Annotated in this window: 10 protein-coding genes; 5 read left to right on the plus strand and 5 right to left on the minus strand. The window is 54.3% G+C overall.

Annotated elements, in window-relative coordinates; all coding sequences use genetic code 11:
- Positions 1-86: 86 nt before the first annotated feature.
- From ABQX22_RS13790 to ABQX22_RS13810, 5 genes are all read left to right on the plus strand, one after another.
- Entirely contained in the window at positions 87-605 is a 519-nt protein-coding gene (locus tag ABQX22_RS13790) for a glycoside hydrolase family 108 protein (protein ID WP_349800385.1), read from the plus strand.
- Between the two features lie 669 nt (positions 606-1,274).
- A complete protein-coding gene (locus tag ABQX22_RS13795) occupies positions 1,275-2,900 on the plus strand; it encodes a methyl-accepting chemotaxis protein (protein ID WP_349800387.1) in 1,626 nt (541 codons plus the stop codon).
- Positions 2,901-3,180: 280 nt separating this feature from the next.
- Positions 3,181-3,420, plus strand: a complete 240-nt coding sequence (locus ABQX22_RS13800) for a hypothetical protein (protein ID WP_349800389.1) — start codon at positions 3,181-3,183, stop codon at positions 3,418-3,420.
- Between the two features lie 221 nt (positions 3,421-3,641).
- The gene (locus tag ABQX22_RS13805; RefSeq protein ID WP_349800391.1) at positions 3,642-5,219 is read left to right on the plus strand and encodes a sensor domain-containing diguanylate cyclase; all 1,578 of its coding nucleotides are present in this window, start codon (positions 3,642-3,644) and stop codon (positions 5,217-5,219) included.
- Between the two features lie 264 nt (positions 5,220-5,483).
- On the plus strand, positions 5,484-7,649 hold the full coding sequence (locus ABQX22_RS13810) for a putative bifunctional diguanylate cyclase/phosphodiesterase (RefSeq protein ID WP_349800393.1): 2,166 nt from the start codon (positions 5,484-5,486) through the stop codon (positions 7,647-7,649).
- 1,761 nt (positions 7,650-9,410) lie between these two features.
- On the opposite strand, the gene ABQX22_RS13815 is transcribed toward ABQX22_RS13810, so the two are convergent.
- The 5 genes from ABQX22_RS13815 to ABQX22_RS13835 all read right to left on the minus strand — a co-directional run bounded on the left by ABQX22_RS13815 (position 9,411) and on the right by ABQX22_RS13835 (position 14,835).
- Positions 9,411-9,587: a DUF3606 domain-containing protein gene (locus tag ABQX22_RS13815; protein ID WP_349800394.1), complete on the minus strand. Its 177-nt coding sequence runs from the start codon at positions 9,585-9,587 to the stop codon at positions 9,411-9,413.
- A gap of 242 nt (positions 9,588-9,829) precedes the next feature.
- Positions 9,830-11,788, minus strand: coding sequence for a transporter substrate-binding domain-containing protein (locus tag ABQX22_RS13820; RefSeq protein ID WP_349800396.1), 1,959 nt, complete (start codon positions 11,786-11,788; stop codon positions 9,830-9,832).
- An 8-nt stretch (positions 11,789-11,796) separates the two neighbouring features.
- On the minus strand, positions 11,797-12,423 hold the full coding sequence (locus ABQX22_RS13825) for a response regulator transcription factor (RefSeq protein ID WP_349800398.1): 627 nt from the start codon (positions 12,421-12,423) through the stop codon (positions 11,797-11,799).
- A 356-nt stretch (positions 12,424-12,779) separates the two neighbouring features.
- Positions 12,780-13,205 carry a response regulator gene (locus ABQX22_RS13830; RefSeq protein WP_349800400.1) on the minus strand — a complete coding sequence of 142 codons (426 nt, stop codon included), beginning with the start codon at positions 13,203-13,205 and terminating at the stop codon, positions 12,780-12,782.
- Positions 13,206-13,503: 298 nt separating this feature from the next.
- Positions 13,504-14,835 (minus strand): deoxyguanosinetriphosphate triphosphohydrolase, encoded by a 1,332-nt coding sequence (locus ABQX22_RS13835; protein WP_349800402.1) that lies wholly within the window; start codon positions 14,833-14,835, stop codon positions 13,504-13,506.
- Positions 14,836-14,847 lie beyond the last annotated feature (12 nt).

The raw sequence follows: 14,847 nt of genomic DNA on the forward strand, positions 1-14,847 counted from the left end.
ATGGGTTCGGAAATCTGAGCCCAAGACGACTATTTATCACCAGTAATAACCACCCGCCAAGTGCGGTTTATGCTAGGAGAAAAGTGATGACCGGATTCGATCTGGCGTTTGAAAGAGTTGTCGGGCATGAAGGTGGTTTCAGCACCGACCCCAAGGACCGCGGGAACTGGACGACGGGCGTCATTGGTCAAGGTCTGCTGAATGGCTCAAAGTTCGGGATATCGGCCATGAGTTATCCAGATATCCACATCAAACACCTCATGATCGACCAGGCAAAGGCGATCTACAAGCGCGACTTTTGGGATCGCGCCAAAGCTGATCAGTACGATCAGGCGATTTCATACCAGCTGTTCGATATTGCCGTGAACAATGGAAATGGAAATGCTATCCGAATGCTCCAGCGCGCGGCTAGCGTGGTGGATGACGGTCAGATTGGACCGGAATCGATTGCCGCCGTGAAGAGAATGAGCGTCACTGACGTAATCATGCGACTTAATGCCGAGCGTCTGCTGTTCATCACCAAGCTGTCGACCTGGCCGACTTACGGAAAGGGCTGGAGTAACCGAGTCGCAGGCAATCTTCAATACGGGGCGGTCGACGCATGACTTGCCAGATATTGGGCGAGTGATCGGCGGCCCGGCAGGCGGCGCAATAGTCGCCTTGGTTTATAGCGTCCTATGCGTGTCGAACGATCCGGATGCGGTGATGCTGCACTCGCAGTGAAGCCGGATGCGATGGTCAGGATTCAAAAAGTGCAGTCCAATGCGCGGCTCGAGCTATAGCGAATAGACGCTCAAACGAGCCTGGATGAACAGTAGCCAGAGGCTGCGCAATATGTCGCCGTCGCAGGAGACCGGGCGAGGGCCAGGCAGTTAGCTGCCACTCAGGCGCGTGATCTGATTGGCTTAATGATCACTTCGGTCAAGCTGCTGGACATCTTCGGCATCGTCAGGGCCGTTGTTATAGTGGGTGTGTCTGAATGACGCTGATGTAATTAACCACAACTGATTGCTTTGAATTGAAGATGTTTGCTGGCGATTTTTGCAACCTGAGCTATCGGACGTTGGAAAATCCTTCCCACAAAAGCCGTTGGTCCGAGAAAGTTATGGAACGGCCGGAGGCCGATCCAACAGCCTACTGTCTTAAAATCGTCAGCTCATACATAGGCTGGGATCAACGGCGCTTTTTTCGACTCCGTCAGCTACAGTTTTATCGTGGTCGGCAGATAGCATGCAGAGTAGCTCTCCTTCCATAATGCCGATCCTGGAAAACCTATGAACCTCCGCTCGTTTACCATCGCCTCAAGAGCTTCGCTTTGTTTTGGCTTAATTACTCTCTTAGTGATCGCCTTGGGCGGGTTCTCCTACTTGCAGCTAGGGAAACTGCGGGGTTCCGAGCAAGACATAGAAAAAAACTGGCTGGCCAGCATCCAGACGACCGACGATATTCAGATAGCAGTGCTGGAGGCACGTCTGGAAAGCATTCGACTGCTCGCAGCCACTACTCCAGAAGCCCGAACCATGGCAATCGCTCAATTGGCGAAGGCAAGTGATGTGCTCAGTGAACGGACCGATTTCTATCGGAAAAACCTAATTTCGGACGAGGAGGAGCGCCAGGCTTTCGAGCTTGCGGCAGGGCTAATGGGGCGATTCTTGGAAGGGCTGGCGCGGATCGGCGATTTGGACACAACACAGCATGATGTGGCCGTTGATTATGCTAATACCGAGCAGAAAGTTCGGGCAGAAGCTTACCAGAATGCGCTTACATTATTGCGCGAACACAATGCCAGTGGGGCAGCCATTGCCGGAATTCAAGCGTCGGAGGTGTATGACCACAGTAACCATGTAATTGCTTTCATTGTTGCTGTTGCACTGGTCCTAACCATCCTGTTCGCAGTTTTACTGACCCGCAGCATCGTAGTGCCCATCAATACCTCGCTGAAGATGGCAGAGGAAATCGCGGGTGGAGATTTGCGCTCGTCTCTTACAGTGACAGGTTCGGACGAAGCCGCCCGCCTTATGACAGCACTTAATACCATGCAAGCAAATTTGCGCGACACAATTGCAGACATTTCTGATGCTTCGGCGCAATTGAGCTCGGCCGCAGTGGAGATGACTGCTATCACCGAAAGCGCTAACCAGACCCTACAGCAACAGAATAGTGAAATCGAGCAGGCAGCTACCGCAGTCAATCAGATGAGCGCGGCGGTTGAAGAGGTAGCCCGAAATGCGACGTCCACCTCGCAAGCGGCTAAAGAATCAACCCAGGCCGCTGAAGCGGGTAAGGCGAAAGTCGACGAAACCCTCATGGCCATGTGTACGTTGAAAGATCGCGTGGATGAGACCTCGAAGCAAGTACAGCAACTGGCTGGAGATACCCAGAACATCGGCAAGGTGTTAGGTGTGATCCGCTCTATTGCCGAGCAGACTAACCTTCTGGCTTTGAATGCCGCCATTGAGGCGGCACGTGCAGGGGAGCAGGGTCGTGGCTTCGCCGTCGTCGCTGACGAAGTACGTGCCCTCGCGCATAGAACACAGGCCTCAACAGCGGAAATCGAGACCATGATGTCCTCGATGGAAGTGCGCAGTTCGCAAGTGGTTGCTTCGATGGCGGACAGCTCGCAGGAGGTTTACAGTACCCAAAATACTGCTGAAGAGGCCGGCCGATCGTTGCGATTGATCACCGACGCTGCGCAAATGATTGATGACCGCAACCAACAAATCGCGACGGCTTCGGAAGAGCAAGCCTACGTCGCTCGCGAGGTAGATCGTGCGTTGGTCAGCATTCGAGACTTGGCCCTGCAAAGCAGCGAGGGTACTCGACTAACCTTGACCGCCAGTGGCGAGCTGTCGCAGTTAGCGGTCAATTTAAACCGCATGGTTGCACGTTTTAGAACGTGATAAATACCGGGGCCGGGCCGCTGGTGCAAGCTCTATAGCAGTCTGCATCTGCTTCGGTTACCACGTGCTTGTGAAAGCCGCCCGCAATCCCGCGCTATAGGACTGGGTAATGTTTCAGAATCGACATAAAAGCGCGCGCTTCAAATAGTGCTCGGTGTTTTTACACACCCTAGGCCAATAGTGCCTATCGCGGCTGTGCGCTTCGGATTGGTTGCAATTGTTAAATGGATTTCCGACTATTCGGACGAACCCAATCCCTACTAACAGTCAAGGAGATGCAATGAGCAACCTGCCATCACCTCGTCATCCAGTGCTACCACCTGACGTGTATCACGCTTGGCAGGAACGGATGCGTGCTGTCCGCGAGGCCACTCAAATGTCTCAAGCGCATCTTGAGTCAGCCAAAGGTGAGGGATTTGTCCTCGCCTTGAGCCGAGCCCAAATAATCGATAACCATGACACTCAACAGATGCGTACAGACTTGTTGCATGCATTGATGGAGAACTCCGAGCGCCTGTGACGTCTACCCGGACTGTCATGGAGCGCCCAAGGGGGGAGAGTCATCATCAACGCCCTAGCGTTGATGATCTTCTTGGGTAACTCTGGCTATAGAAGGCTGGCCGCGCACGCGATCATCTTGGCTGATGGCCGAATTGGTGCAATTAGTCCTCCTCCGTCTGAAACAGGCTGCAGGTACGGAAACTGCATAGATCGTCTAAACGCCAATTTGATGACGACCTTATGAAGCCTGTTTACCTTACGTCAGCGAGGCTCTCGCCCTCGGCGCTCACCAAGGCGCTGATAGGCTTCATTGCCCTGGTATGTCTCTCGTTGGTTCTCGCCACAGCCTGGCAGATGAACCAGTCCAAACTTGAGCGCATTGTCACCGCCAAGATCGCGGTTTCGAACATCGTCCGTGCCGCTGAACAGCAAGCTAGCGACACAGTGCGGCAGGCTGACAATACGCTACGTGATCTCGTTGAGCGCGTGGAGCACGATGGCGTCACGGGTGAGCAGCAAACTCGGCTTTCGAAGCTCATGGCTCAGGACGTGGCTAACATGGGAGCGATTCAAGGGCTCTTCATTTATGACGCCCAAGGAAACTGGGTCGCCAATTCCTTTTCCTGGGGCGTACAGGCGATAAACAACAGGGACCGTGCTTACTTTGGCTATCACCGCGAGAATGCAGATGAATCCATTCACGTCGGATCCATCGTCCAGAGCCGCAGTACGGGAGACATGGTCATCCCCATCAGCAGGCGAATCAATGCTGCTGACGGCACGTTTGCTGGTGTGGCTTTGGCGACTGTGCCCGTCGCGTATTTTCAAGCGTTCTTCGAGCGCATGGATGTGGACGACAAGGGCGTTATTTTCCTCGCGCTGAACAATGGTGACCTGCTCGCTCGACGGCCTACGTTGACTGCACTGATGACTACCAATGTGGCCAAAGGCGATATCTTCACTCGTTATTTGCCAAACAGCGATAGCGGTACGGCGGTGATCACGTCTGTTGTGGACGGCGTGGAAAGGATCTACGCCTATCGACGGGTGTCCGGATTGCCAATCGTCGCCGCTGCGGGAGTGTCAAGCCAACATGTATTCGCACCATGGTGGTCATACGCGTATCGATCTGTTGGCCTGATTGGCATAATCATTCTCGCTTTGGCTTTGCTGGGCATCTTGTTGTACAAGCAAATCCAGCAAGTGATCACAGCGGAAGGCGAACTGAATATCGCCAGGGCCGAACTGGAGATCATCGCTCAGACCGACAGTCTTACGCATTTGGCCAATCGACGTTGCTTTGATGCCGCCTTCCAACAGGAGTGGGGACGAGCCAGCCGAAATAAATCAGTCATCGCAATTATTTTGTTGGATATTGACTGGTTCAAGCAATACAACGACTTCTACGGCCATCTGCAGGGCGACGATTGTTTGATGCAGGTAGCAGGGCTTATCGGGAGCAGCGTCAATCGGGCTGGTGATCTCGCGGCGAGGTATGGTGGTGAAGAGTTTGTAATTCTGTTACCTGATACCGATTTGGCCGGTGCTCTGAGAGTTGCTGAGAAAGTTAGATTATCCATTGTAGATGCGCTTATACAGCATTCAGCCAGCCCGATGGGCAGTGTCACGGTCAGCGCGGGCGTAGTGGCGGTAAACGCACCTGACAAAACTGGCCACACAGCCTCCTTAGAGGAGGCGGATCGACTGCTTTACTGCGCCAAAACCAAAGGCCGCAACTGCGTCGCAGGTCGTTTGATCCATGAAGGATACGGAGTTGATCACCGTGACAGAATTATAGCGCCTGAGGCTAATATTTGAGCTCGATAGATTTTTCTGGAAATAGGATTGATATACGATTTATAAATCCCAGTTCGCGGAATAGATTACTTGCAAGACCTCTTTGAGATCGTCGCAAAGGCCAGGTAGCCTAGATCCATCTTTTCGACGCCAGCTTGTCGTCAGTAAAGGCGTCGCTCCCAGCTTGCCGTTGCAAAAGTGGTAGATTTCAATCAAACAATACCAACTTTTTAGGCATAGACTGCACCTGAATACAGAGTTCGAATTTTCTTGGAGATTCCTGCAGTGTCCCATGTGTTCGACGAAGAAAAGCGCCTTAGCGCCTTGGCAGAGTATCGAGTTCTGGATACGCCTCAGACCGGCGATTTTGATCGGCTCGCTCACCTTGCCGCATGCCTTTTTCACGTACCCATTGTGTTGATATCATTGGTGGCGCGGGACCGCCAGTTCTTCAAGGCCCGGGTAGGACTTGACATCTGCGAAACGAGTCGTGAAGTTTCGTTCTGCGCCCACGCAATCATGCAAGACGATATTCTGTTCGTCCCGGATGCGTTGAAAGACCCACGCTTTTCCTCTAATCCCTTGGTGCTCGGTCCACCCTTTATTCGTTTCTACGCCGGAAAGCCCCTTGTCACCCCCAAAGGCTATAGGCTAGGTACTGTTTGCTTGATCGATAGTGAACCGCGGACAACGTTTATTGAACAAGATCGCCACAATCTTACGGACTTGGCTGATCTTGTCATGGACCGGATGGAGACGCGCCGCCTCGAGTACGTCAAAACGGTCAGTCTGGCTAGATTTGAAAATATTGCCGCCACCTCGCCTGATGCAATTATCTGCTCCGATATCGATGGACAAATCACGTTCTGGAATCGCGCAGCAGAAAAACTTTTTGGCTATTCCGCGAGCGAAATCAAGGATAAGTCGGGAGCTGTTATCGTCCCAGAAAGTTGGCGGGATATCTACGAGTCTGAGCTGGAGCGACTGAGACGTGGCGAAAAGATGGTACGTGCCGACCAAACCGTAGAGCTGTCAGGCCTGCATAGGGATGGGAGCGAATTTCCCGCGGAGTTTTCACTATCAACTTGGGGAGAAGGGGATAAGACCAATATCGGAGCCATTGTGCGCGATATCACTGAGCGCCGCCAAAATGAGGAGCGGTTGTTTCGCTTAGCATCGCTGGATCCCTTGACTGATCTTCCTAACCGGAGTGCGTGGCGCGCATCTCTAACAGCTACACTTGATGGCAATAAGCCCGCAACTATTTTCCTCTTCGATCTTGACGGTTTCAAGGACGTCAATGATACGCTTGGTCATTCTGCAGGTGACGCAGTTTTAAAAGATGTCGCCCTGCGTCTGAAATCCACTTGTAAAAACTCCCTTACGTTGGCAAGGCTGGGGGGGGACGAATTTGTTGCGTTAATGGCAGGTAATGATGTACGGGCGGCCAGAACTTTGGCTGAGGAGTTAGTGTTAGCCATTTCTGAACCCTATGAATTCGCAGGGCATTTGATTTCCATTGGCGTGAGCATAGGCCTATCGTTTGCCCCTATACATGGACGTAGTTCCGAGGAGTTGTTAGGTGCAGCGGATCTGGCGCTTTATAGGGCCAAAGCCGCAGGCAAAGGAAGGTACGAGCTATTTGTGCCCGCCTTTCGCGATGTCGCTATCGCACGGCGTACTTTTGAGCGCGAATTACAGCTTGCCTTCGAAAATAACGAATTCGAGCTTTTTTATCAGCCGCAAATAACGACAAGCACACATAAATTGACCGGTGCCGAAGCGTTGATGCGTTGGCATCATCCTTCCCGGGGCCTGTTGTCGCCCGCCTCGTTTATGAGTGTTTTGAGTGAGAAGCCCTTAGCCGCCGCCGTTGGTGCATGGGCCTTGCGCACTGCCTGCGAGCAAGCTGTCAAATGGCGGAAGGATGTTCCCGACTTCAGGATCAGCGTTAACTTGTTTGATGCACAACTGCGATCAGGGAGACTTCTTTCCGTAGTTAAAGAGGTTCTTAGGGAGACAGCACTCCCGCCCGAAGCTCTTGAACTTGAACTTGTAGAGAACATTCTTCTGGGTCGGGATAGGACCACGGTACGGCTTCTAAATGATCTGCGCGAACTAGGAATAGGGCTCGCCTTCGACGACTATGGTACAGGCTTCGCCTCACTCAGCTTACTGAAACAGTATCCTGTCACACGTCTAAAAATTGATAGGTCGTTTATTCGCGACGTTAACACCGACCCAGGAGATGCTGCCGTCGTGAAAGCGGTTATCTATCTCGGCAAAAGTTTTGGTCTCGGAGTTATTGCAGAAGGCGTGGAGACTGAGGCACAACTCGATTTCCTAAAAAATAACAACTGCTTAGAAGCACAAGGCTATTTGTTCGGGAAGCCCATACCGCCTGTGGAGTTCTCGCTTCGATTTATTTCCAGAAAAGCGACCAGCAGTTAATAGTGAGGTAGCGTTATGAACGCTAGGGTACTATCCCTCTTAAGTTAAGGGATAGGAACAAGCTTTCATCGTCCGGTATCGGTAAGTCGATGCATCGACTGGAAGAGCAACGCGGGGTCAGGCTGTTCCACGTATAAGCGTCCGGCGAAACCAGTAAGCGTTCCGTGAACATATCTTGCCAATTCCAGCATTCAGGCGGTCAGCGGCTAGGTAAATCATGCACCCATGGCGTATTTCATGATTGCGCGCTGAACCTGAAGCAGTGCTGCCTTCTGCTCATATCCAGCGAAACCGCTGTAGTCGACAGGATCAAATCCGACCAGGGTTACTCTTTGCCCTGTCTCGGTGTAGATGTGAGGGTCGATTAACTCGCCGTAGGGCCGATACGGGCGCGTAACGATACTGCATCTACCGTCGGCCTCTCGAAGCTGGGCACTGTTTTTATGTACAGTTTTCTAATTTTTGATGCAGTGCGAGGTAGGCCGGATGAAGTGTCTGGTCAGCGCTTTGTCGAGGATTTGGACTCAGAGGTAAGTGTCGGCGATTGTGGAAGCAGCACCTAGATTAATGCGGGGTAGGCTGGAAGCCTTGAATTGGTTGGAGCGGGTGAACGGAATCGAACCCTCGTTTTCAGCTGGGGGAGCTGGGGAAACTGAGTGATTATGACGCTGGACGCTGCGAATTATAGACGAACGGCCCGGGGACTCCAGATATCAAAGTTGCGTTCGCCTACCCCGGCCGTCGACAGAAATTAATGAGTGTCATCGGGTGGCAGGCGACGCAGGTTATCTCGCAGCGAAAGCCACGGGTGTTGAACGACTTCGCCCAGGCAGTGCCTGCAGCCGGGGACATGTTCGAACTCTTCACTTGCATTGCCTGCAAGTTGAGTTGCGCCACAAGCCACGCATCCGATTCGGCCATCGGCCAAGATGATCCAGCGCGCAGCCCAGCCTTCCATTGCCAAAGTTACCCAAGAGATTAAAGGTATACTAATCAGCTCTATGTCGTTACACATGCTCTAAACTCCTTGTTTTATTTGTATGGCAACAATGCGCACAGATCACAAGCGCTCGCCAGCTTCCATCAAAGCCTGCCGCAAGTATGCCCGCATTTGTTGAGTATCCCGGTTAATGATTATTTGGGCTCGGCTTAACGCTAGAACGAACCCCTCAGCTCTGACTGCTTCTAGATGCGCTTGAGATATTTGAGTGGCCTCACGGACAGCCTGCACCAGCTCCTCCCAGGCGTGATACACGTCAGGTGGTAACACTGGATGACGAGGTGGTGGCATTTCGCTCATGGTGTCTCCTTGTCCGAATTCGCGCTAGCACGGGCGGGATAATTACCTTAAGTCTTGGCATATTACTCTGGCTGCAGGGAGAACCTCAACGGCTGGAACTTAGAATAATTTCCGCACCTGAGATTTTACCTTTTGATTTTACCTTTTGATTTTTGCGAGATGCAGGTCAGCCAGATATGTCATCGGGTGAAAACAATAAGCTCTCTACTCATTGTTTTTTATCGAAAAATCTGCGGTCTTGAAAACGGGCGCGGTGCTTGGGGGAATGAATCCCCCGAGTGCTGTGGAACCATGTCGTGTCATGCTTAGCTGAAAGTCCCGCAGTGTGAGGGTCCTAGCGGCTTAGCCCAATATTTGGTAAAGAAGGAAGCGGATTCGAAATGCGTTGTACAAAAAACAGTATCTAGAGTTCAGATTCCGAGGCTGTCTGTCCCTGCGGCACACCGCAGGGACAGAACAATCTATTTCACCAGCTTTTTGCGAACGTCGACGACCATTGGCCCGACATCCTTCACTGCAGCTTTGAGCTGTTCTTCAGTCACACCAAACTCCTTCGTCCAATGCTTTAGCTCCCAGGGCTCAGAGGTGTTCACGCGTGCTCTGTCCCGCGGTCCGCGATCACCTAAATCATCCGCCATTTTTCGCCATCCTTATGGTTAGCTTGGCTATTTCCAAGCCTTCGAAGCGTAGACCAATCTTGCAATCTGAGATGTTAGTGAACCTACATTGGAGGCAGCTAGGCGTTTAGGTATGAAGTTATCTTCCCCAAAACACAACCATAACTGATTGATTTTATTAGGGAGGAAATGAGCGATAACAGATTACTGAAAATGCATGTAAACATAGCTAAGCCTATGATTAATATGATTTAAATTGGAGTTTATACCGTGTCCTGTTCCATGACCCGCTGGTAATCCTCGACATACCCCAGGGCCTCCTCGGTGTCGCTCAACACGCCGTCCAGAATGCTGCTGCCAATGACGTCCTCACGTTTGGCGGCAAACGCGGCGAGGTAGCTGTCATTGCAGATCTGCAGCAGGCCGTTGCGATCACGTACGTAAATGGGGTGCGGCGTGCCGTTGACCAGCGCGCTCATGAATTCGAACTGGTCATTGAGCGCCCGTTCGGCGCGTTCCCGTTGCTTGATCTGGCGCCGCATCCACGCGTTCCAGGCCAGGGACCCGAGCAGCAGCAGGCCGGCGCCGATCACGATCTGATAGATCAGCAGCTGATAATCCTGCCACGCGCCGTGACTGGCCGGGATATAGGAGCGCCAGCGGTTGTTGATGACCATCAGGTCTTCGGGGGCAATGCTCGACAGCGCCTTGTCGAGAATGCCGCTGAGCTCGGTGGCGTTGCGCGACGTGGCCATGGCGATGCGCGCCGGTTCATTGCCCACGGTCACGCGCATCTGCAAGGCATCATGCAGCGCTCTGGACGACAGGTAATAACTGGCGGTGAGCAACGACGTGATCGCACCTTCGACCCGTCCATGGGCCAGCATGTCGAGGGCTTTAGAGGGGTTGTCCACTTCCACGGGGTAGATATCCGGCCACGCCTGACGCAGGTGCGCAAGGATCGGGCTGCCCAAGGCCAGCGCCACACGCTTGCCGGCCAGCTGTTCGAGATTGGCCGGGCTGGAGGTTTGCTTGCGGGTGACCAGTACGAACGAATTGTCCAGATAGGGGCGGCTGAAATTGAAGCGGTTTTCACGCTCGTCGCTGGGGATCATGGCGCCGATCAGGTCGGCCCGCCCCTGGGCCAGTTGGTTCATCATGTCGTTCATGTCGGGGGCATTGCTGACCTCGAACTTGAGCCCGGTACGCAGTCTCACCAGTTCGAGCAGGTCAGCGGTCACCCCACGAAAATTGCCGCTGGCGTCGAAGAACGTCAGCGGCGCGTAGGCATCGTTGATCACCAGCCGGACCTTTGGATGCTGAGCGATCCAGCGTTCTTCACGCGCAGTCAGTTGCAGCTTCTGGTCGGTGAGCATCAGGTCGCTGCCGGCCCCCCAGCGCTTGGAGATCGAGATACGCTCTTCCACGGGAATGCCCTTGAGCACCAGATTGATGAGGGTCATCAGCATGGGATCATCAGTGCGCGTGGCGAAGCTGAAGCCGTTGGCTTCGTGCTTGCCGAAGTTGGCCATCTGGACGTTGTTCAGGTAGCCCTTGTTTATCAGGTAATGGGTGGAAATGGTGTCGCCGAGAAACACATCCGCCTGGTTGAAGGCCACGGCATTGATTGCGCTCTGGAACGAGGGAAACGTTTGCAATCGGGCCTTGGGGTAAAGCGCACTGATGTCATCGGGGGGCAGGTAGTGATAGACCATGCTCAGGCGCAGGCCGTTGAGGTTGTCACTCAGGGAGCGGCTTTCACCGATCCGGGTGACCAGCACCGGTTGATCCACCGCGTACGGGGTGGACAGGGTCACGTTGCGCTGGTGGGCCTCGTAACCATTGGCGCTGCCCAGCAAATCGATTTCGCCGTCCTGAAGGGCGGTGATGGCGGCGTCTCGGGTCGCATAGCGTTGCACTCTGACCGGCAGGTCCAGCGCCCGGCCGATGATCCCGGCGTAGTCCGCCGTGAACCCTTCGTAATCGTGCCCGGTCAGCGTCATGTCGAAAGGGGGATAGTCCGGGGCGGACGTGCCCAGCACCAGTTCGCGCTTGTTGCGCACCCATTGCCATTGCGTGCGGTCCAGCGTGACGTCCATGTGCGCCGGATTGGATCGGCTCAGCAGCGTGTAGCGATCGGACGATGCGATGTCAGCCTGAGCACTGAAGCTCAGACAGCTGCATATGATCAGTGTCCAGTAGTCCCTTAAACCCTTCGACATCCTATTTCTCACACTAACGAATTGCGTTTCGCCATCTCGATAAGTTCTACCAGTGTCCTGGCTCTCAGTTTTTGCATTAAACGTGTTTTGTAGGTGCTGACTGTTTTGTTACTGAGAAACATTCCCTTGGCGATTTCTTTATTGGTACGGCCTTGGGCGAATAGTTGCAGTACCATCAATTCGCGATCATTGACCAGTTTGAATAATTCAATTTCGCTCGGTTGACCGTCTTCGCCCGCGGGGGTGGTCAATGCCTGGCTTGGGAAATAATTGTAGCCGGATAATACCGCTTTGACCGAACTGAGCAACTCGCTGAGGTCTTCCTGTTTGCAGACATAACCTGCCGCACCCGATTGCATGCAGCGGATGGCGAAGAGATTGGGGGTTTGTTCGGTGAGGACCAGAATTTTGGACGGCAGATTCATGGCGTTGAAGCGGGCCAGCACTTCCAGGCCGTCCAGCTTGGGAATGCTGATGTCGAGGATGATCAGGTCGGGCATGCATTCCCGGACCATTTGCATTGCGTCCACGCCGTTATCCGTTTCGCCAATGACTTTGTAATTTTCATTTTCAAGCAACATTCGAATGGCCATCCGAATTACCGGATGATCGTCGATGATAAAAACTGAGTTCATAATTCAATCCATACATGCAGCGTAGAAAGCGGGCACCTTATCTCAGTTGTTCCAGCAGTCACATGAACAGACTGTGCTTCTGGGGAGATATAGGAAGTTTCCTACAAAAATAAGCGTATCGACGTACGTTAATGCCCACGTGAACCGGGAAACTTTAAACGCGCCACCGCACTTTCTTCAGCAAAACGGTTATTACCCACGGGTGTGGTTATTTCGATATGGAATTATCCTACGTCTCAATCGGCATGAGACTACGGTTGATATTCAGACTGTGCCGATAAACGAGCAGGCTGCAGGTATTCAAACAGAGGGGGCAGGCGATTGGCGATCCCGGTGGCAGACACCCTGAACGCGCATCACGGCGTCGGTTGGTCGGCTGGGCCGCCTTCTTCAGTGCCGAGGTGTCCGAGCAGGCGTGCCAGGTCGGGGGCGAACAGCGGTTTGCTCAGGCAGCCCAGTAAGGGAAGCCCTCTTTCAGCGGCTTGCGACTGAAGGTCGTCGAGCCGAGATTGGGCCAGCCCGCTGAATACCACGGCCTGATGAATCAGACCCCGGCGACTGGCCTGTTCGATCAGGTCCAGCCCGCAGACATCCGGCAAACCCTGGTCGCACAGCAGCAGGTCGTAAGGCGTGGCGCTGCGCTCAAGGGCGAGCATTGCCTCACTGGCGGTCAGGGCCGGTGTCAGCCGATAGAACCCGTGATTGTTCAGCAGGACTTGTGTGGCGATCAGTTGGAAGGGGTGGTCTTCCACCAGCAGGATTCGAACGTTTTCTTTGAGCATCGAGGTTTCCGGGAAAGCGATCTACGCAGGTGAGACTGGCTCGGTATCGGGCGTCGTTTCAACCGAAGTGGGTGAGGGCCAACGGGCCGCCAGAGATGTGGGTGGACGTTGCACGACCGAGGGGTGTCGGCGCACAAGGCTGGCGGAGTATTCGGTAGACCCGGTGCTGCCGCGATAGGGGTATTCCGAAGATTGTGTAGGAAGCGTCCGAGGCTCTTTGCGCCTTTTCTTATCTGGACGAAGGCACGGCCCGATATCACGATGCGATTCGGGCCGTTTCTAACCGGGAATCTGGTGTTTATACCGGACTGGTGTGGCCTGTCATTTCCCTGGCCATCTCGCTGGCGTAGCTGTCTGTCATGCCTGCGATGAAGTCGATCACCCGCAAAAATGACGTGTGCAGCGGCCAACTCGGGTTCGGCGCGTTGTTGCCCAGCAGATCGAGGATGCGCTGGCTCTTGAATGACAGCGTGTGGCCGCCGAACTGTTCCAGCGCCGCACCGCAGAACGCGTTGAGCAAGATTTCGAGGGTGGTGTAGGCGCCGATCTCGTGCAGCGTCTTGCGTTTGTCCTGAAAGATTTTCTTGCGCGCCATGTCCTTGGCATTCAGGACGCAACGCTTGGCCGGGCCGTGCATGTGCTCCACCAGATCACCCTGCAACGTGCCCGCCAGCAACGCGTCCTGTTGCTCGACGAAGGCCCTGGCGGCCGCGTTGGTCAGGTGCTCGATGGCCTTGCCGCGCAGGATCGCCAGCTTGCGCCGACGTGAGTCATCCGCGCCGAGCTGGCGGTAGGTCTCGGGCAGGTCGTCGCCCACCAGGCCAAGGAGCAAGGCCTCGACTTCGGCGTAATCGAGCAGGTCCATCTCCAGACCGTCTTCCAGATCGATCAGGGCATAGCAGATGTCGTCCGCCGCTTCCATCAGGTACACCAACGGATGGCGAGCCCAGCGCTGATCTTCCAGTTGCGGCAGTCCGAGTTTGCCGGCGATCTGTTCAAGGATCGGCAATTCGCTCTGATAACAACCGAACTTGTGCTTTTTGTAGCCCAGGGAGTCCGCGTGGCGAGCCGTCCACGGGTATTTCAGATAAGTACCCAGCGTCGCGTAGGTCAGGCGCGTGCCGCCTTCGAACTGGTGGTACTCAAGCTGGGTGAGCACGCGAAAACCCTGGGCATTGCCTTCGAAATTGAGGAAGTCGTTGCGTTCGACCTCGCTCATGCCGTCCAGCCAGCCACGGCCCGCCGCCTGCTTGAACCAGTTGCGGATGGCGTCTTCGCCGGAATGGCCGAACGGCGGGTTGCCGATGTCGTGGGCCAGGCAGGCCGATTGCACCACCATGCCCAGGTCGCTCGGTGCGCACCATTCGGGCAGGGCGTCGCGCAGGGTTTCACCCACGCGCATACCCAGCGAGCGGCCGACGCAGCTGACTTCCAGCGAATGGGTCAGGCGCGTATGAATGTGATCGTTGCTGGTGACCGGGTGGACCTGGGTCTTGCGCCCCAGGCGGCGAAACGCGCCCGAGAAGATGATCCGGTCATGGTCTTTGTGAAACGGACTGCGCCCCAGTTCTTCCGGGCTGTGCAGGGTCTTGCCGAGTCGCTCGCGGGTAAGCAGGGTTTGCCAATCCAAAGCGTGTACTCC

It is taken from the genome of Xanthomonas sp. WHRI 1810A (assembly GCF_040202885.1).
Lineage (GTDB): Bacteria > Pseudomonadota > Gammaproteobacteria > Pseudomonadales > Pseudomonadaceae > Aquipseudomonas.